Raw genomic sequence first — 20223 nt, 5'->3', positions numbered from 1 at the left:
AGATTCCCGAGCAGATAAGAAGGTGAGTACGTACAATCGTCAGGCTAAGTCGAAGCCGGCGTCGCGGACCGCAAGGCCCGCGGCCGGAGCCGCAAGGCATCCGGCGCCGCAAGGCGCGCGTGGATTCGCAACCGGGGCTTGGACCCGGCTTCCGGACCAAGGTCTGGAGGCGCGCGGGGCCGGACGGCCGTCGAACGAACCCCCGAGTTTAAAGCAAGCCCGCCCGATGCCGAAGCCCAACCCGAAGCGCGCCCCCACGCCCGATGCTCAAGCTTGACCGTTATCTGATCGGCGAATTCGCCCAGGCGATCTTCGCCACCCTGGTGGTGCTGCTGATCGTAAGCGTCGGCGGCGCCTTCACCGACGTGCTCGAGGACATCGCCAAGGGCAAGGTCCCGGCCGGCATGATGTTGATTCAGCTGGGGTTGGTGCTGATCAAGTGGCTGCCGCTGATCCTGCCGCTGTCGCTGATGCTGGGCCTGATGATGGGCATGGGCCGGCTGTACCGCGACTCGGAAATGCCGGTGATCTCCTCGGTCGGGGTCGGCCCGCGCCGTTTGCTCAAGCCGCTGCTGCTGGTGGCCGGACCGATCATCGTGGTCGTCGGCGCCTGTTCGCTGTGGCTGGGCCCCTGGGCCGACCGCGCTTCGCGGCAGATGATCAACGAGGCCAACCGCAGCCTGGTGGTGGCCGGCCTGGAGCCGGGCGCGTTCACCAGCCTGCCCAACGGCAACGGGGTGATCTACGTCGGCGGCATGTCCAACGACGGCAAGAGCTTCGACCGCATCTTCATTTACCGGCACAAGCCCGACCGGGTCGACATCACCACCTCCAAGACCGGCCGCCTCAGCGTGGACGCCAACGGCGAGCGCTACCTGAGCCTGGACGACGGCTTCGAGGTCGAGGGCCCGGTCGACGGCAGCCTGAATTACCGGCTGATGCGCTACGTCCGCAACGACGTGCTGCTGCCGGCCAACGAAGACCGCTACGACCCCAAATCCCCGGAAATGCTGCCCACCGGCCAATTGCTCGGCGATTCGCGCCGCGAAGCCGCCGCGCAGTTGCATTACCGGCTGACCCCGCCGCTGCTGGCGCTGGCGTTCGCGCTGCTGGCGATTCCGCTGGCGCGCAGCACCCCGCGCCAGGCCCGCTACGGCAGCATGCTGATCGGCTTTTTGGTCTACCTGATCGGCAACAACTTCATGATGATGGGCACCGGCTGGATCGAAGACGGCAAGATTCCGGCCATGCTCGGCCTGTGGTGGCTGACCTTGCCGCTGCTGGCGGTGACGGCCTGGATGTATTTCCGCGACGGCCGGCTCGGCCGCAGGCGGAGTCTGGCATGAAGCCTTTCCCGAAAATCCACGACGTCTACGTCGGCAAGGTGGTGCTGAGCACGGTGCTGCTGACCTGGGCGGTGCTGCTGGGCCTGGATGTCATGCTCAGTTTCGTCGGCGAGTTCGGCGACATCGGCAAGGGCCGCTACGGCATCACCCAGGCGCTGGCGTACATGGCGCTGACGGTGCCGCGCCGCGCCTATGCCTTGTTCCCGTATGCCGCGGTGGTCGGTTCGCTGATGGCGCTGGGGCAGTTGGCGGCGACTTCGGAATTGACCGTGCTGCGCGCGGTCGGGCTGTCGCGGCGCCGGCTCAGCATCGCCGTGGCCGGCGCGCTGGCGATCCTCACCGCCTTGATGGTGCTCAACGGCGAAACCCTGGCGCCGGACGCGCAACGCCGCGCCGATTCGCTCAAGGCCGCGGCCAAGTCCAACAACCAGGTGGTGGCCGAGTACTCCGGCATGTGGGCGCGCGAGGGCGATGTGATCCTCAGCGCCGGGCAAGGGCAGGAACGCACCCAGGGCGCGGACCGCTGGCTGGAATTGCGCAACGTCAGCCTGTATCAGTTCGGTCAGGACGGGCGTCTGGTCTCGGTCGCGGTCGCCGGCGTCGCCGAGCATCGCCCGGGCGGCTGGCTGCTGCGCAATGTCGTGCGCACCACCTTCCACGCCAAATCGGCCGAGAAGAAGGAGATCGCCGAGGAACGCTGGGAATCCAAGCTCGACAGCTCGGCGCTGATGAGCGGCACCAACCGGCCGCGCTATCTCAGCGCCAAGGCCTTGCACAAGGCGATCGAGGATCGCGAGCGCAACCAGCTCGATGCGGTCGAACTCCAGGCCCATTACTGGGGCCGCTGGTTCTATCCCTTGAACGTGCTGGCGCTGTGTCTGGCGGCGATTCCGTTCGCCTTCGGCAGCCTGCGCAGCGGCGGCATGGGCAAGCGCTTGTTCATCGGCATCGTGTTCGCGCTGATGTTCTGGCTGCTGCAGACCCAGTTCGTCGAACTGGCCAAGGTGTTCCGCTTCGACTTCCGCCTGGCCTATCTGGCGCCGACGGTGGTGATGCTGGCGGTGTCGGCGTATTTGTTCAAACGACGCTCGGGTTGAGCCTGACCGCGTCAGTGCGTCGTTATTGAGGATTGGCGGTCGCGGCTCGCGCCGCTCCTACAATCGGAATCGTGGCCACGGCCGCTACCTGTAAGAGCGGCGCGAGCCGCGACCGCGCCAATTCGACAGCGGCGAAAGCCGCGCTTACTTCTTGCGCTTGGGCAAACGCAGCGTGCGCGTGCCGCTGGCGCGGTCGTGCCAGGTCAGCCGCTCGCGGTCGAACCACGCCCACCAAAAACCCAGGCCGCCCAGCAGCAGCGACAGCGTGGCGACCGCATAACGGATCCACAGCGCCTTCCAGCCCGGCGCATCCGCGCCCGCGCCGGTCACCCGCAAGCGCCACGGCCGCATTCCCAGCGTCTGCCCGCCGCGGCGCCAGCTGTAGGTCGCGTACAGGCCGGTGATCGCCCAGCACACCAGCCACAACAGCCACTGCAAGGCGCTGAAGGGTTTGATGTTCTCGTGCGAGTCGTGGCCGGCCAGGGTGTAGCCGACCGCGAACACCGCGCCGGCGACCATCCACAGCGCCAGCACCGGAAACAAGTCGTAGAGCATCGACAGCCAGCGCCACACGATCAGCGCGGCGGGGCGGGGCGGGGCGGCGTCGGTGGCGGCGGAGTCGGGCGAATTCATCGCATCAGGATAATCGCGAACGCGGCCGCCGAGGCTGGCCGCGATACCGCCGCGGCCGGCGAACCGCGCCGGCTTTGATTGGCCGATCCGCGCTCACCGCCTAAGCTGCCGCCCATGAGTTCTTCCACCCCCGCCGAGCGCCGCACCCAGGCCATGTCGCTGCCGCCGCTGGAGCAGGCCGACGCGGTCGCGATCGCGCAGTTTCTCGATGCGGTCTGGGCCGAGAGCGGCCTGGCCCAGCAGACCCTGGACAGCTACCGCCGCGACCTGGAAGGCCTGGCGCGTTGGCGCGACGGCGCCGGCGTGGCCGATGCCGATCGCGCGGCCTTGTTCGATTACCTGTCCTGGCGCACCCGCGAAGGCTATTCGCCGCGCAGCAACGCGCGCCTCTTGTCGGCCCTGCGCGCCTTCTACGCGTTCCGGCTGCGCCGCGGCGACCGCCGCGACGATCCCACCGCACTGCTGGCGCCGCCGAAACTGCCGCGCTCGCTGCCCAAGGCCTTGGCCGAAAGCCAGATCGACGCGCTGTTGAACGCACCCGACAACGACAACCCGCTGGGCCTGCGCGACCGCGCAATGCTCGAACTGATGTACGCCTGCGGCTTGCGCGTGAGCGAACTGGTGCATCTGCCCGCGACCGGGGTGAATCTGCGCCAGGGCGTGCTGCGGGTGATGGGCAAGGGCGGCAAGGAACGGCTGGTGCCGCTGGGCGAAGAGGCGCAGCACTGGCTGGAGCGCTATCTGGCCCAGTCGCGGCCGCAACTGGCCGGCAAGCGCGCGCTGGCGCCGTTGTTCATCGAGGCCAGCGGCGAAGCGCCGACCCGGCAAGCGTTCTGGCACCTGGTCAAACGCTATGCGGCGGTGGCGGGAATCGACCCGGCCAAGATCAGCCCGCACGGCTTGCGCCACAGCTTCGCCACCCATTTGCTCAATCGCGGCGCGGATCTGCGCGCGTTGCAACTGCTGCTGGGGCACAGCTCGTTGTCGACCACGCAGATCTACACTCTGGTCGCGCGCGAGCAGCTCAAGCGCTTGCACGCCAAGCACCACCCGCGCGGCTGACTCGGCCGGTCGAGCGCGCGGCGATGGTCCGAGTCCGCATTCACCAGACCGACGACGATGTTGATGGACGACAGGCGCCCGCGACGCCTGTACGACTCGATTCGCGGAACCCGGCACGTCGTGGCCGGCGGGGGCGGGTTTCCCGATCGGTCGATCGACTCATCCGCCAGGGAGACCTCAGGCAGCCGATCCCCCTCGCCGTTCCCGGCCGCCACGGCTTGCGAACTGCGACCCGTGCCCGCCCGCGCCGGCGTGACCCGGGTCGCGGAACACGAACCGCGAACGGACGCCGTGCCACAATCGGGCGAACCTAATCTCCAGCGGGCGGTCGAACGCCCACGTCAAAACGCTAAGGATTCGATAGATGAAGCGCATCATGTTCGCCGTGCTCGGCTTGATCAGCCTGTCCGCCTGCGCCCAGGCCCCGCAGGGCGCGGCCGCCAAGGCCGACCCCGCCAAGCCGGCCGCCGAGGCCGCCAAGGGCGCCGCGCCCAAGGTCGCCGCCGGCAGCGCCGATGCGCGCGCGATCGAGGCCATCCGCACCCTCAACCCCAATATCGCCGTCGACAAGGTCGGCCCCGCGCCGATGCCGGGCTTCCGCGAAGCCCTGGCCCAGGGCCAGGTGGTCTACGTCAGCGACGACGGCCGTTACCTGTTCCTGCCCGGCTCCGGCGGCGCGCTGTTCGACACCCAGGCCAAGCGCAATCTGAGCGAAGACACCATGGCCGGGATGCGCCGCGACCTGATCAAGACCATCCCCGCCAGCGAGCGCATCGTGTTCGCCCCGGCCAGCCCCAAGCACACCGTCACCGTGTTCACCGACGTGGAATGCGGCTACTGCCGCAAGCTGCACAGCGAGATCGCCGAGTACAACCGCCAGGGCATCGCGGTGGAATACCTCGCGTTCCCGCGCATGGGCATCGGCAGCGACGACTACAAGAAGATGGTCTCGGTCTGGTGCGCCGCCGACCGCCGCAAGGCCCTGACCGACGCCAAGTCCGACCACGGCAATGTCGCGTCCAAGCAGTGCAAGAACTCGGTCGAGCAGCAGTACGAAGTCGGCCAGCGCGCCGGCCTCACCGGCACCCCGATGATCCTCAACGCCGACGGCGTCCAGCTCGGCGGCTACGTCCCGCCGGCGCAGCTGCGTCAGGCGCTGGACAAGCTGGCGGCCGAATCCAAGGCCGGCGGCGCCAAGCCGACCGCGGCGGTGGCCACGCCGGTCGGCGGTCTGTAAGACGCGCGGGGCTTGCCGGCCCGCAGCGCCGGTAAGCCGCGCCAAAGCGTTATCGAAAGGCCCGCCGATGCGGGCCTTTCGTTTTCCGGCGGTGGACCGCCGCCGCGCGGCGGCCCGGGGCGGGGCCGGCATCGGGGCCATTCCGGGCGCCGGCCCGATCGAACCCAGGGCCGGAGCCCGGGCCCGGTTTTGGTTACAATAACGGGCCCTGCGTTGCACGGTTCCCCGGACATGATCGTCCTCGAGGGCCCCTCGGCCCTGTCTTCGTTCCGCCGCGATCGGCTGCAAGCCCGCCTGTCCGCTCTCCATCCCGATGTCCGCCTACTCGCCGCCTGGCCCGTGTACTGGGTCGAGCCCGAGCCCGGCGCCACGCCCGACGATGCCACCCTGCGCCGCGTCCTGCAGGCCGAAGCCAGCCAAGCGGCGCGCGAAAGCGGCGCGGTTTCGCGCTTCGTCACCCCACGCCTGGGCACGCTCTCGCCCTGGGCGAGCAAGGCCACCGAGCTGCTGCGCGGCGCCGGGCAACCGGTCAAACGGGTCGAACGCGGCACCCGCTACGACCTCACCGGCTGGCCCGTCGACGCCGCCACCCAGGCCGCGCTGGCCAAGGTGCTGCACGACCCGATGACCCAGTCGCTGCTGGACGCGCGCGACGACGCGGCCGCCCTGTTCGCGGTGCCCGCGCGCGGCGAGCTGGAGCGGATCGCGCTGGATCAACTGGAAGCGGCCAACGCCCGCCTCGGTCTGGCCCTGGCCGACGACGAAATCGCCTATCTGCGCGAACGCTACGCCGCGCTCGGCCGCGCGCCGGCCGACGTCGAACTGATGATGTTCGCCCAGGCCAATTCCGAGCACTGCCGGCACAAGATCTTCAACGCATCCTGGACCCTGGACGGCCGCGATCAGTCGCAGTCGTTGTTCAAGATGATCAAGCACACCCACGCGCAGACGCCGGAAAACACGCTTTCGGCCTATAGCGACAACGCCGCGGTGGTGGAAGGCTATCCGGCGCGGCGGTTCCGCCCGCAGCCGGGCAGCCACGCCTACACCGCTGAAGCGCAGGTCGATTCGGCGTTCTGCATCAAGGTCGAAACCCACAACCACCCGACCGCGATCGCGCCGTTCCCCGGCGCCAGCACCGGCAACGGCGGCGAAATCCGCGACGAAGGCGCGACCGGCCGCGGCGGACGGCCCAAGGCCGGCCTGTGCGGTTTCAGCGTTTCGCATCTGCGCATTCCGACCTTGCCGCAACCCTGGGAAGGCCAGCGCGCGCTCAATCCGCGCATGGCGCCGGCGCTGGAAATCATGCTCGACGGCCCGATCGGCGCGGCCGCGTTCAACAACGAATTCGGCCGGCCCAATCTGGTCGGTTACTTCCGCAGCTTCGAACTGTCCGAGGGCGGGTTCACCCGCGCCTACGACAAGCCGATCATGTTGGCCGGCGGTCTGGGCGCGATCGACCGCGTGCAAGTGGCCAAGCTCGGCCTCAAGCCCGGCCATGCGGTGATCGTGCTCGGCGGCCCGGCGATGCTGATCGGCCTGGGCGGCGGCGCCGCCAGTTCGGTCGCTTCCGGCGACAGCGCCGAAGCGCTGGATTTCGCCAGCGTGCAGCGCGACAACCCGGAAATGGAGCGGCGCTGCCAGGAAGTGATCGACCGTTGCGTCGCGCTCGGCGCGGACAACCCGATCGACAGCGCCCACGACGTCGGCGCCGGCGGTCTGTCCAACGCCATTCCCGAACTGCTGCACGATTCCAGCCTCGGCGGCGTGATCGACCTGGCCAAGGTGCCCAGCGACGATCCCTCGCTGTCGCCGATGCAGCTGTGGTGCAACGAATCGCAGGAACGCTACGTGCTCGGCCTGCCGGCCGACCGCGTCGCCGATTTCGCCGCCATCTGCGAACGCGAGCGTTGCCCGTTCGCGGTGGTCGGCTACGCCACCGCCGAAGAACACCTGGTCGTCGGCTACGGCGCGACGGTCGAGAACGCGCGCGAAGCGGGCCGCGACTGGCCGATCGATCTGCCGATGGACGTGCTGTTCGGCAAGCCGCCGAAGATGCACCGCGACACCCGCCACCCCGCGCCCGCGCCGTGGCCGTCGCTGCGTTGGGACGGCCTGGATCTGCGCGACGCCGGCCTGCGCGTGCTCGCCCATCCGACCGTGGCGGCGAAGAACTTCCTCATCACCATCGGCGACCGCACCGTCGGCGGCCTGGTCGCGCGCGATCAGATGATCGGCCCGTGGCAGCTGCCGCTGGCCGATTGCGCGATCACCCTGTCCGGCTTCGACGGTTTCGTCGGCGAAGCGATGGCGATCGGCGAACGCACCCCGCTGGCGCTGCTCGACGCGGCCGCGGCCGCGCGCATGGCGGTCGGCGAAGCGATCACCAACCTGTGCGCCGCGCCGGTGGAATCGCTCAACCGGATCAAGCTGTCGGCCAACTGGATGGCTGCGGCCTCGCATCCGGGCGAAGACGCGTTGCTGTTCGACGCGGTCAAAGCCGTCGGTCTGGAACTGTGCCCGGAGCTCGAACTGAGCATCCCGGTCGGCAAGGATTCCCTGTCGATGCAGGCGCAGTGGGGATCGGGCGAGAACGCCGGCAAATCCGTCTCGCCGGTCTCGCTGATCGTCAGCGCGTTCGCACCGGTGGTCGACGTGCGCCAGCAGCTCACCCCGTTGCTCTCGCGCGAAGCCGACACCGAGTTGTGGCTGATCGGCCTGGGCGCCGGCAAGCAGCGCCTGGGCGGTTCGGTGCTGGCGCAAGTGCACCCGCAGGCCGGCGGCAACGCCGAGCTGCCCGCGTTCGCCGGCGCGCCCGGCGACACCAGCCGCTTCGATGCCGGCGTGCCCGACCTCGACAGCCCGCAGCGCCTGCGCGATTTCTTCGAACTGATCCGCGAAGCGCGCGAGGCCGGCCTGCTGCTGGCCTATCACGACCGCAGCGACGGCGGCGCCTTCGCCGCGCTGTCGGAAATGGCGTTCTGCTCGCGCCTGGGCCTGGACATCAGCCTGGACGGCTGGGGCGAAGACCCGTTCCGCACCTTGTTCAACGAAGAACTCGGCGCGATCGTGCAGATCCACAACGACGACCGCGCCGAATTCGCCGACCTGATCGCGCGCCATAACCTGATCGACTGCGCCCAGCGCATCGCCAAGCCGACCACGGCCGCCTCGGTGCGGGTGAAGGAAGACGGCAAGATTCTGGTGGAATGGCGTTGGGACGAATTGTTCGACGCGTGGTGGTCGACCAGCCATGCCTTGCAGAAGCTGCGCGACAACCCCGAATGCGCCGACGAAGAACGCGCCATCGCGCGCGACTTCAACGCCCCGGGCCTGAAGCCGAAGTTGAACTTCGACCCGGGCGAGGACATCGCCGCGCCGTTTATCAACACCGGCGTGCGGCCCAAGGTCGCGATCCTGCGCGAGCAGGGCGTCAACGGCCAGATCGAAATGGCCGCTGCCTTCGACCGCGCCGGCTTCGAAGCCTTCGACGTGCACATGAGCGACCTGATCAACGGCCGCTTCAAGCTCGAAGACTTCAAGGGCTTCGCCGCCTGCGGCGGTTTCAGCTACGGCGACGTGCTCGGCGCCGGCCGCGGCTGGGCCACCAGCATCCTGGAGCGCAGCGCATTGCGCGACCAGTTCGCCGAGTTCTTCGCCCGCGCCGACAGCTTCTCGCTGGGCGTGTGCAACGGCTGCCAGATGCTGGCCCAACTCAAGCCCATCGTCCCCGGCGCCGAACACTGGCCGGTGTTCCTGCGCAACCGCAGCGAACAATTCGAAGCGCGCCTGGGCCTTTTGGAAGTGGTCGAATCGCCGTCGCTGTTCTTCCGCGGCATGGCCGGCTCGCGCATCCCGGTCGCGGTCGCCCACGGCGAAGGCCGCGCCGACTTCGTAAGCAACGTCGACCAAGCCGCTGCAGATATCTCGCTGCGCTACATCGACGGCGAAGGCCGCGTCGCCGACCGCTACCCGCTCAACCCCAACGGCTCGCCCGACGGCATCGCCGGCCTGACCAGCCGCGACGGCCGCGCGAGCATTCTCATGCCGCATCCCGAACGCACCCTGCGCAGCGCGAACTTCAGCTGGGCGCCGAAGGATTGGGTTGAGGACTCGCCGTGGTTGCGGATGTTCCGTAATGCGCGGGTTTGGGTGGGGTGATCGGACTAGACCGATATCTGCGATAGCGAAGGGGGCGTCCGATAGGGCGCCCTTTTTTTGCGTTCCGCAGGCGCTGGAACTGTTGGGACAATGCTTCATCTATTGTTCGTGTGTCGGCCGTCGTGTTACTAGTGCGCAGGTCGTCAATGGATTGAATCGATTGGCAGTCAGGCCAGGGAATCTCTCGGGGGAGCGAGGCCATGCAGTGCAAGCTTGAGGGGCAATTCGCCACGCCTTCGTACGGTCGGCCGGTATCTCTTTCTCGTGCGTATGGTGTCAAGCCTTCTTGTCCGGCAAGAAGCACATTCGATGTTCATCGCGTTGCGAATTTGCGAGGTGTGCGGTGGATGGCTGTCTGCTCGCGTCCGGTTTCGCAGCCCGTCCGCTTGGTGCGCGCGTTGGCGCCCCACAACGGCATTCACAAACAATGAGTAACGCCATGTCTCGGAAAAAGTCTTGGAAGCGGTGTTTGCTGTGTGGCTTGGCCATGCTGTGTGTGATCGCGCCGATGTGTGCTGCCGGCCAGGGCCGAACGCGCTATGAAGACTTCGATACTAGTTTGAAGACCTCCGAAAGCGTCGGGGCGTTGGGCTCAGCGCTCTTTGGCGATGAGACAGATCCCTACACCGGGCGTACGGATTTCTGGGTGACCGATGTCAGCTTGCCCGGCAATAGCGCTTTGTCCGTCGCTCTCGTGCGGATGTTCAAAGGCTCCGATGATGGGGTTGGCAACTATCTGAAATGGAGTAACTTCGAGGTTCCGTATCTTTCCGGAATTTTTCCTCAGGGATCGGCGAGCACGGAATTGAACGGCTGGAACAGTTGGGTGCGCGGTAGTTACGAGAAGCGCTGCCATAACGTCACGCCACCGCCGGAAGTCAAACAGAGCGACGGCAAAGAAGAAACTTTCATGGCAGATGAATACTTCCACGGTATTCGTCTGAACCTGCCGGGTGGCGATGCGCAGTTGATGTTGTCGGGTTTCTCCAATCCTCCGGTTCCCAGCGACGGCCAAAATTATCGTTGGGCGACTAACGGTGATTGGCGCTTTTCCTGTGTTGCGCAGCTCAAGAACGGTGTCGCAGGCGACGGTTTCCTCGGGCGCGATCCGGACGGGAACAAGTACTATTTTGACTGGCTGGTTCCCGGAGAGTACGCCGACCATATCCGTAAGCCCGCTTTCATGGGGGGGGAGGCGGGGTTGGGACGTTTGGAGTACCGGATGTATGTCACCAGGATCGAGGATCGTTTCGGTAACTGGGTGAACTACGGCTATCAGGCGGCGAATCTCACCAGCATCACCGCCAGCGACGGGCGCAGTCTTGCTCTGACTTACGATCCCAGCGGAACGCGACTTGCTTCCCTTACGGATGGTCGTAGGACTTGGACTTACGAGTACCCAGCAAACGGAGCGAAGCTTACCTACCCTGATGGTTCGGTGTGGAGCTCGGTGATTTCCGGTGAAGTGCGCCGTGTAAGCGGAGGTTGCGCCGGTACGGGGGGGCGCGCAATAAGGTATGAAGGTGCGGCGACATTGACGCTCCAGCATCCATCGGGCGCGGTGGGGCAGTTCTTGTTCAGTAATTTGCGTCGCGGATTATCGTTTGTGAAATGGAATGCCGTTCCTGGTGCAACTTCTTGCGATCAGGAGCCTAAAGACTTCGACGGTATCGCGTTGAAGCAGAAAACAATATCTGGGCCCGGTGTCGCTCCGATGTCTTGGTCATTCTCGTACGGTCCAGCCAATTCCTGTTACGTCAATACGGGTTTCGTTAGTGAGGATTGTTCAGCCTCCGCGCCTATCACGCGATCCGTAGAGGTCAATGGGCCAGCGGGAACTTTCGTTCGTTATGTGTACGGTAACAAGGCCTACGAAACCGACGGCATGCTGCTCAAGACCGAATGGGGGAGCAACGGAGCCGTGCTCAAGACGGTGAATCAAAAATGGCAGGTCTTTGACGGTGTCGGGTTGCCACTCAATGGTGCGGGCAATCACTTCTGGGAGCAGCGTCGCCGCAGAATTAAAAACGTCGAGACAGTTCAGGATGGCGTGAGTTTCCATAACGATATCAACGGATTTGATTCGTTCCTTCGGCCTGTAAGCGTTACCAGTTGGAGCTCGCTTGGATTTTCTAGAACCGACGCGACGACGTATTTTGACAGCTCGTCGAAATGGGTGCTGGGGCAAATCAGTACCCAGACCAATCAGCAGACCAGTGCGGTGGTGTCGCGGGTCGAGTACGATCCGGTCACAGCTTTGCCGCTCGCTACGTATGAGTTCGGAAAATTACAGGAAACGCGGACTTATTATCCCGATGGCAACCTGGCCAGCGTGGCAGACGGCCGTAACCTTGTTACCAGCTTGAGTAACTGGAAGCGTGGTCAGCCCCAAACGGTCCGATTTCACAATGGGACGCAGAAAAGTATCGTGGTGGATGACAACGGCTGGGTAACGTCATCAACGGACGAAAATTCTTTTACCACCAACTATCGCCATGACGCGATGGGGCGGGTTAACAGAATCATCTACCCGGCGGGTGACAGCCCTAGCTGGAATGAGACGGCGCTGGTATTCGATCAGATCGGAGTCGAGGAGTACGGAATTCCCGCCGGTCACTGGCGGCAGGTGGTGTATAGCGGAAACGGTCGGAAGTTCACCTATTTCGATGCGTTATGGCGTCCCGTCATTGAGGCTGAGGACGACGCAACTGATTCCGCCAATACACTGCGCTGGGTGATGAAATGTTACGACCACGAGGGGCGTATCACGTTCCAGTCCTATCCCCGCAATCCCTTCGTCGATGGCTGGCGAAGTTTCGATTGCAGCAAGATCGGACAGTAATTTTTTGTGCTTGAGAAAGCAATCAATTTGGGGCGGGCGATGAATTACTTCGCGGGCAGTGCTGGGGGTTTTTATTTCAAAAAGGGGCGGGGTGCGGTTCTGAATCGCATCCAGCGATGCGGGTTGGCCGTGCTTGCTCTCTCGGTGCTGTTGCCGCCCTACATGGTTGCTCAAGCCCAGACGAAGCCAATGTTGGGGGTGCGCACGGAATACGATGCGTTAGGCAGAACTACGAGCGTGAAGCGAGATTCCGAGCTCGGTCTGCTAACTACCTCAATGGAGTATCGCAACGGGTTTTTGGTTCTTACTAAAGATGCCCGTAACAACGAGACACTTACGGGTTATCAGGCTTTCGGCGAGCCGACCTACGATAAGCCAACCGGAATCAATAGCCCGGAAGGCACGTACACCGAAATCTACCGAGACGTGTTCGGTAAGCCAACCGCACTGCGCCGCCGCAATAGCGATGCCAGCGTATCTTTGTACCGCTTCTTTGTGTACGACTCGAACGCGCGGCTTTGCAAGACCATCGAGCCGGAAACTGGCGCCACGGTGAATGACTACGATGCTGCGGGCAACATTGCCTGGACCGCGTCCGGACTGGCGCTGAACGATCGAGGCGACTGCAATCGCTCGGTCGCTTACTCCTCAGGGCGTCGTGTTGATCGCGCTTACGACGATAGAAACCGCTTGAGCTCTTTGTCGTTCCCGGACGGTCGCGGCAACCAGGTCTGGAGCTACTATTCAGACGGATTGCCACGTGAGGTGACTACCAGCAACGAAGGCGCGGGACAGGGATTGATCGTTAATGGCTATTCCTACAACAAACGTCGGCTGTTGAGTTCAGAGTCGCTTACTCATCCGGGCTGGACCAGTTGGAACCTTGGCTACGCTTACGACGGCAACGGAAGTCTGCGCTCCTTGACTTATCCGACATTGCTAACGGTCGACTATGCGCCGAACGGGCTGGGCCAGCCGACTCAAATAACGAGCGCAGCGCAGACATTCGCTAGCAATATTCGGTATTACCCCAATGGCGCGGTCGCAGGTTTCACCTACGGCAATGGTCGTGTCCACAGCATGGCTCAGAACGCGCGTCAATTACCGAGGCAGGTCGATAACGGCGCTATCAACTACGTCTACGATTACGACGGCAACGGCAATCCGACTCGTGTTCGGGACGTTAACTCCGTACAAGGTGCATACAGTGGCGATCGGGACCTCCACTATGACGGACTCGATCGTCTCACGATGGCCGACTTGTACTGGCATAGAACCGAGACTTATACCTACGACGCGCTCGATAATATAAAAAAACGGCGGGATTATTGGACTGGCGCGGTCCAGGATTATTGGTACGACGGCAGCAATCGATTGACCAACATCCGCGATGGTCAAGGAGCCAGCATTACCGGACTGGGTTACGACGTTCAGGGCAATCTGCAGGACAAGAACGGGCAAGGGTACGTTTTCGACTACGGTAATCGGTTGCGGCAAGTGACCGGTAAGGAGACCTATCGCTACGACGCTTATGGGCGGCGAACTGCTTCGATTCGCGCAGGAGACAGCCAGACCTTGCCGATGTACAGCCAGTCTGGGCAGATGCTCTATCGGCTGATCTATGACGAGAAACGGATCAAGCCCTCTCGCGGAATGGAGCACATTTACCTGGGCAATTCGCTGATAGCTACACGCGAGCAGGACTGGACCGGGGCTCCGATCCAGACTCGGTTTCAGCATGCCGATGCGCTGGGTAGCCCTGTTGCGGAGACCGATACGGCTGGGCAGATTGTCAGCAAGACGCAATGGGAGGCGTGGGGGCAGGCAATTGGTAAGCCGGCCTATGAGGGGGTTGGTTATACCGGGCATGTTATGGATGGGGGGACGGCGCTGGTGTATATGCAGCAGCGCTATTACGATCCTGCCATCGGCAGGTTCCTCTCGGTAGATCCGGTCACGGCAGACAGCGGCAGCGGTACAAACTTCAATCGCTACTGGTACGCCAACAATAATCCATACACGTTCACCGATCCCGACGGGCGTGAAGTTCGTTATGTGCTGAAAGGTGGGGCAACTGTGGTAGACCAAGTCCAAACAATGGCTCATGTCTCCTTCTCGAAGAGCGCCTCCATTGAATTCAGTCGAATCAGTCAATCGAAAGCTATGTACACGATTGAGTTCACCAAGGGAGAGGAGCCACGTTACGATCGAGACACGCGTACGGTGGTGATAAATCCTCAGAGTGGATTAATAATAAAATCTTCTGGAAAGATTCAATCCCCCGCCCTGGGCGGTATTCACGAGATCAGCCACGCAGCCCAACATGATCGTATCGGCAGCGCCGCGATGGAGAAGAGCTTAGAGGCCCCTGTCACAGTCGAAGACAGACCCGGAGGCGGTATCATTGCTAAATACAAGGCGTCGGCCGAGGAAGAAAGGGCGACAAGAGTGGAGTCCAGGGCGGCCAGAGAACTCGGCGAGTCCGCTCGGAGGAGCTACGGCGACAGTGATGGATCCGTTAGAACTTGTGGGCCTACGAGCGTAAACCGATGCTAACTCTAAATATACTTCTCGTGGCTGCCTTAGCTGGCAGCCCCTCCCCACAAGGAAGCGACGTTGCTCGCGTGGCCGCCACGCGGCTCTCAATGGAGTTTGATGGGTCGAACTCGATCTCGATCTACTATGTGTCCCGGACTGGGGAATACGCTTACTCACCCCAGCAAATTAAGTCCAAGTCGACCGTTTTGATCAAGCGGCAATGCGGTGGAAACTGCTCCCGGTTGATGAGTCCTGTAGTGCAACATTTACAGGAAGCGACCCTTTCGGACTGCCGAGCCGGCCAGGAGACTGTTCTCGTTGAGGTGGATGACCGCCCCTTACTCATCTACAGCAATGGTGGTCGCGCCATCTCATACCAGGGGAGGTGTTACTTCAACAAAACGAATATTAGGCAGAGAATCAAAGAGAGCGAGATTGTCCCTCCGTAAGGTCAAGCTTACTCTTCCGGTAGAAGGTAGCGTCACGTTAACAGCGGGATGATGCTGGGAGTTTTTCGGGCAAATGCCCTTCGCTAAGACCACCAGCAGCAAAGGCCTTGAAGGCGCCCGATCGGGCGCCTTTTTTCTTGTCGCGGCGATGAACCCCGGCGATGTGCTTTTGCGAGTAATGGCCGGCCCGGTGTTCGCTCCCTGAACCGGGCCCCCACAAGCATCGAGGCATGCCGTCGGACAGATTTCATGGCACACACTTCAAAAATGTGACAGCCCCAGCAATCTTTCCGCCTTTCCCTCCTGAATCCGATCTTGCGAGACAGGACACCGACAGGATCGAGGAAATTCGCCGGCCAAACCCCTGGTCAGGGAACCGAATCGGCTCGCCGGGGTCTGGTAGAGACCGCGAATGAAACTGCTAAAGTCCAGGGTTCACGCGCAGGAGGGTGACGTGAACGCAGTAGCCACCAGTATCGAAACGTCCGCCAACGGCGCGCCCGCCGTCGGCGATGCGCAGGCCGCCATCGACGCCCGTATCGTCGACGCGCTGCTGGCCAAGGGCCGCCTCAAGGAGGCGGATCTGTCGCGCGCCAAGCGTTTGCAGGAGGAAACCGGCGGCAGCCTGTTGGCGCTGCTGGCCCGGTTGGGCCTGGTTTCCGAGCGCGATCACGCCGAGACCGTCGCGGCGGCCCTGGATTTGCCCCTGGTCAGTATCAAGGACGCGCCGGAGCTGCCGCCCGAGGGCGTGGCGCTGACGCCCAAGTTCATGAAGCAGTTCGCGGTGTGCCCGGTTGGCGAGAACGAGCGCACGGTCGAGGTGCTGATGGCCGATCCGCAGGACGCCTATCAGCTCGATGCGCTGCGTCTGGCGACCCAGCGCGAGATCAAGCCGTATGTGGCGCTGCGTTCGGAGGTCGGGGATCTGGTCGAGCGCTGGTACGGGCAGGGCCGCAGCGCGATGGGCGCGATCGTGGAGACCGCCGAGGGCGAGGGCGCGGGCGATCTGGACGATGTCGAGCATCTGCGCGACCTGGCGTCCGAGGCGCCGGTGATCCGGTTGGTGAATCTGGTGATCCAGCGCGCGGTCGAGTTGCGCGCCTCCGACATCCATATCGAACCGTTCGAAAACCGCCTGAAGGTGCGTTACCGCATCGACGGCGTGCTGGCCGAGGGCGAGAGCCCGCCGGCCAATCTGACCGCGGCGGTGATCAGCCGCATCAAGATCATGGCCAAGCTCAACATCGCCGAGCGCCGCCTGCCGCAGGACGGTCGGATCATGCTGCGGGTGCAGGGCAAGGAACTCGACCTGCGCGTGAGCACGGTGCCGACCGCGCACGGCGAGTCGGTGGTGATGCGTCTGCTGGATCGCGAAACGGTGGTGTTCGACTTCTACAAGCTCGGCTTCACCGACGAATTCCTGCCGCAATTCCAGAAGGTGCTCGATCAGCCGCACGGGATCATGCTGGTGACCGGCCCGACCGGTTCGGGCAAGACCACCACGCTGTACACGGCGCTGAGCAAGCTCAATACCAGCGACGTCAAGATCATCACCGTCGAAGACCCGGTCGAATACCAGATCGAGGGCATCAACCAGATCCAGGCCAAGCCGCAGATCGGCCTGGACTTCGCCCACGCGCTGCGTTCGATCGTGCGACAGGATCCGGACATCATCATGATCGGCGAAATGCGCGATCTGGAGACCTGCCGGATCGCGATCCAGTCGGCGCTGACCGGCCACTTGGTGCTCAGCACCCTGCACACCAACAACGCGGCCGGCGGCATCACCCGTCTGCTCGACATGGGCGTGGAGGATTACCTGCTGACCTCCACCATCAACGGCATCCTCGCCCAGCGCCTGGTGCGCAGGCTGGAGCCGACCCACGCCGAGAAATACCTGGCCTCGCCGGAAGAAATCGAAAAGTTCGGCCTGCGCCGCTATCAGCCGCAGGGCGACATCTATCTGTACCGGCCGCGGCCGTCGGCGCTGGCGCCGAGCGGTTACCACGGCCGCACCACGATCATGGAATTCCTGGTCATGAACGATGAGCTGCGCCGCGCGGTGATGCGTCATGCCGGCATGGGCGAGATCGAGCAGATCGCGCGCGAGACCGCGAACATGCGCACCATGTACGAGGACGGCATCGTCAAGGCGATGGCCGGGCTCACCACGATCGAGGAAGTGCTGCGGGTGACCGAGGATGCGTAATCGCGTGCGCGGGGCGGTCGGCCCGCGCGCGCATCGGGGGCGTTCGACAACTAAGGAGAGGTGTCGATGAAACGGTTGATGCAGGCGTTGGCGTTGGTCGGGTTGGTGGCGGTGGCGTCGTGGGCCCAGGCCGGGCTCGGGGCGAAGACCATTTCCACCCAGGAATTCGATCCGGGCGGCAGCCTGGTGTTCCAGGCCAAGCCCGAGGACGTCGCGGCGGCGGCCAAGGCCTTCGTCGAAGAAAAGAAGTGGAAGGTGTTGTACGAGGGCGCGGAACTGCCGAAGAAGAATCACGGCATGTTCGCCAACACCAGCGGCTTCAGCGGCCGCAGCACCGACAAGGAAGCCTGGGCGAAGGCCAATGAGGCGGGGCTCAAGCCCAAGGCCTTTTTGCAGGCCAAGACGCCGACCAGCGCTTTCAGTTTCGGCGCCGAGTTGTTCGTGGTGGTGTACGAATCCGGAGAGGGCGGCTCGATCGTGGCCATCGCCGGCTCGACCAGCCAGATGACCGAAAAGAAGAAGTTGGAAGGCTACATCGGCGAAATCGTGACTGCATTGAACGAAAAACTGGATTGACCGCGTAGGCCGGCGATTGCCGGCGCCATTGGGATCGGATCGGATAGACGCATGCCTGTGTTCCACTACAAAGCCCTGAACGCGCGCGGCGAATTGCTCGACGGCCAGATGGAGGCCGCCAGCAACGCCGAGGTGGTGCAGCGCCTGCAGGAACAGGGGCATCTGCCGGTCGAAGCCAAGCTGGCTTCGGAAGCGGGCGCGTCGTCGTCGTGGAAGGGCTTGTTCAAGCCCAAGCCCTTCACCGGCGCGCGGCTGGGCCAGTTCACGCAGCAGTTGGCGACCTTGCTCGGCGCCGGCCAGCCGCTGGACCGGGCGTTGACGATCCTGATGGACCTGCCCGAGGACGAAACCGCCAAGAGCACGGTCGCCGACATCCGCGACGCGGTGCGCGGCGGCACGTCGTTGTCGGTGGCGTTGGAGCGGCAGCACGGTACGTTCTCGCGCCTGTACATCAACATGGTCCGGGCCGGCGAGGCCGGCGGCAATCTGCACGAAACCCTGTCGCGGCTCGACGATTACCTGGAACGCAGCCGGCTGCTGCAGGGCAAGGTGGTCAACGCGCTGATCTATCCGGCGATCCTGCTGTGCATGGTCGGCGCCAGCCTGATGTTCCTGCTCGGCTACGTGGTGCCGCAGTTCGGCGCGATGTACGAGAGCTTGAACGCCGAGTTGCCGATGTTCACCCAGGTGATCCTGTGGATGGGCCTGTTCGTGCGCAACTGGTGGATCGTGCTGGTGGCGATTCCGGCGGTGGCGGTGCTGTGGTTCGACCGCAAGCGCCGCGATCCGGCGTTCCGCGAGGCGCTGGATGCGTGGATGCTCAAGCGCAAGTTCGTCGGCGCGTTGATCGGCAAGATCGAGACCGCGCGGCTGGCGCGCACCCTGGGCACCCTGGTGCGCAACGGCGTGCCGCTGATGACCGCCATCGGCATCGGCCGCAACGTGCTCAACAACCGCGTCCTGGCCGCCGACGTCGATGCCGCCAGCGAGGAGGTCAAGAACGGCGTGGCCTTATCGACCGCGCTGGGCAAGGGCAAGCGGTTCCCGCGCCTGGCCTTGCAGATGATCCAGGTCGGCGAGGAATCCGGCGCGCTCGACGCGATGCTGATGAAGACCGCCGAGACCTTCGAGCAGGACACCTCGATGGCGCTTGACCGGATGTTGGCGGCGCTGGTGCCGATCGTGACGGTGCTGTTGGCCGGCATCGTCGGCGGGGTGGTGATGGCGGTGCTGTTGCCGTTGTACGACCTCACCAACTCGATCGGTTGATCATGATCGACCTGCGTCCGCACCCGCTCGCCGCGAAGAGCCTGCAGCCCCCGCGCCCGTATCCCGAAGCCGCACCGCGCCCGCCTCGGTTCGCCGCGAGTCACCGCCCGGCCGCCCGGCTGAATTGCGCGATTGCCGGCCTGCGTCACGTCCTCCCGCCTGTTCATCCGGCCGCGTTGAACGCAGGCTGTACCGACGGCGGCGCGGCGGCGATCGCCGCGAACTTTGCCCGGCAGCGCGGAACAGAATCCTTGCAACCCCGTTTCGATTCACCACACGTTGAAGCTTCAGCCTGTCCGGGGAAGCGCCGGTGTCGCCGGCGTCGCTGCGGACACGAACCAGTAACCCACCTCTACGGATGACGACGACGATGCGCAACCTCCGCTCCATGACCCGCTCCCCGTCCCCGGCCCGCCGTCAGCAGGGCATGAGCCTGATCGAGATCATCATCGTGATCGTGCTGATCGGCGCGGTGCTCGCCTTCGTCGGCAGCCGCGTGATCGGCGGCAAGGACCGCGCCGACTTCAAGCTGGGCCAGGCGCAAGTCAAGACCTTGGCCAGCAAGATCGATCAGTTCCAGATGGACACCGGCCGTTTGCCCAGCACCCTGGAAGAGCTGTCCAAGCAGCCCGCCGACGCCAGCGGCTGGCTCGGCCCGTACGCCACCGAGGCCGAGCTCAAGGATCCGTGGGGCCGTCCGATCGAATACCGCCAGCCCGGCGAGACCGGTCCGTTCGACCTGATCAGCCTGGGCAAGGACGGCAAGACCGGCGGCAGCAGCACCGACGCCGACATCAAGAACTG

The 20223-nt window shown here is 64.3% G+C and carries 12 protein-coding genes; 11 read left to right on the top strand and 1 reads right to left on the bottom strand.

Annotated features, from left to right (window positions below; genetic code table 11):
* The first annotated feature begins 263 nt into the window (after window positions 1–263).
* Window positions 264–1346, top strand: coding sequence for an LPS export ABC transporter permease LptF (lptF, locus tag V7787_RS44885; protein ID WP_336094156.1), 1083 nt, complete (start codon window positions 264–266; stop codon window positions 1344–1346).
* A complete protein-coding gene (gene lptG, locus V7787_RS44880) occupies window positions 1343–2443 on the top strand; it encodes an LPS export ABC transporter permease LptG (protein ID WP_336094155.1) in 1101 nt (366 codons plus the stop codon). The genes lptF and lptG overlap by 4 nt, the downstream gene beginning before the upstream one ends.
* Before the next feature lie 144 nt (window positions 2444–2587).
* Here the strand turns inward: lptG and V7787_RS44875 are convergent, their stop codons facing one another.
* Window positions 2588–3076, bottom strand: coding sequence for an RDD family protein (locus tag V7787_RS44875; RefSeq protein WP_336094153.1), 489 nt, complete (start codon window positions 3074–3076; stop codon window positions 2588–2590).
* Between the two features lie 168 nt (window positions 3077–3244).
* Here V7787_RS44875 and xerD point away from each other — a divergent pair, with 168 nt between their 5' ends.
* From xerD to gspG, 9 genes are all read left to right on the top strand, one after another.
* The gene (xerD, locus tag V7787_RS44870) at window positions 3245–4138 is read left to right on the top strand and encodes a site-specific tyrosine recombinase XerD (RefSeq protein WP_442965364.1); all 894 of its coding nucleotides are present in this window, start codon (window positions 3245–3247) and stop codon (window positions 4136–4138) included.
* A gap of 364 nt (window positions 4139–4502) precedes the next feature.
* Window positions 4503–5375, top strand: coding sequence for a DsbC family protein (locus tag V7787_RS44865; RefSeq protein WP_336094152.1), 873 nt, complete (start codon window positions 4503–4505; stop codon window positions 5373–5375).
* 231 nt (window positions 5376–5606) lie between these two features.
* The gene (gene purL, locus V7787_RS44860; protein WP_336094151.1) at window positions 5607–9536 is read left to right on the top strand and encodes a phosphoribosylformylglycinamidine synthase; all 3930 of its coding nucleotides are present in this window, start codon (window positions 5607–5609) and stop codon (window positions 9534–9536) included.
* A 439-nt stretch (window positions 9537–9975) separates the two neighbouring features.
* Window positions 9976–12378 (top strand): RHS repeat protein, encoded by a 2403-nt coding sequence (locus V7787_RS44855; protein ID WP_336094150.1) that lies wholly within the window; start codon window positions 9976–9978, stop codon window positions 12376–12378.
* A gap of 6 nt (window positions 12379–12384) precedes the next feature.
* Window positions 12385–14934, top strand: coding sequence for an RHS repeat domain-containing protein (locus V7787_RS44850; RefSeq protein WP_336094149.1), 2550 nt, complete (start codon window positions 12385–12387; stop codon window positions 14932–14934).
* A 957-nt stretch (window positions 14935–15891) separates the two neighbouring features.
* Window positions 15892–17574 carry a type II secretion system ATPase GspE gene (gene gspE / locus V7787_RS44845; RefSeq protein ID WP_336094162.1) on the top strand — a complete coding sequence of 561 codons (1683 nt, stop codon included), beginning with the start codon at window positions 15892–15894 and terminating at the stop codon, window positions 17572–17574.
* 66 nt (window positions 17575–17640) lie between these two features.
* Window positions 17641–18150 carry a hypothetical protein gene (locus V7787_RS44840; RefSeq protein ID WP_336094148.1) on the top strand — a complete coding sequence of 170 codons (510 nt, stop codon included), beginning with the start codon at window positions 17641–17643 and terminating at the stop codon, window positions 18148–18150.
* A 51-nt stretch (window positions 18151–18201) separates the two neighbouring features.
* Complete coding sequence (gene xpsF, locus V7787_RS44835; protein WP_336094147.1) at window positions 18202–19419, top strand: type II secretion system protein XpsF; 1218 nt, start codon at window positions 18202–18204, stop codon at window positions 19417–19419.
* 370 nt (window positions 19420–19789) lie between these two features.
* A partial coding sequence (gspG, locus tag V7787_RS44830; protein ID WP_336094146.1) for a type II secretion system major pseudopilin GspG occupies window positions 19790–20223 on the top strand: 434 nt, incomplete at its 3' end.

It is taken from the genome of Pseudomonas sp. CGJS7 (assembly GCF_036961695.1).
The sequence above is the reverse complement of the archived record's forward strand: the minus strand, read 5'-3'. Positions and strand labels throughout refer to the sequence as shown.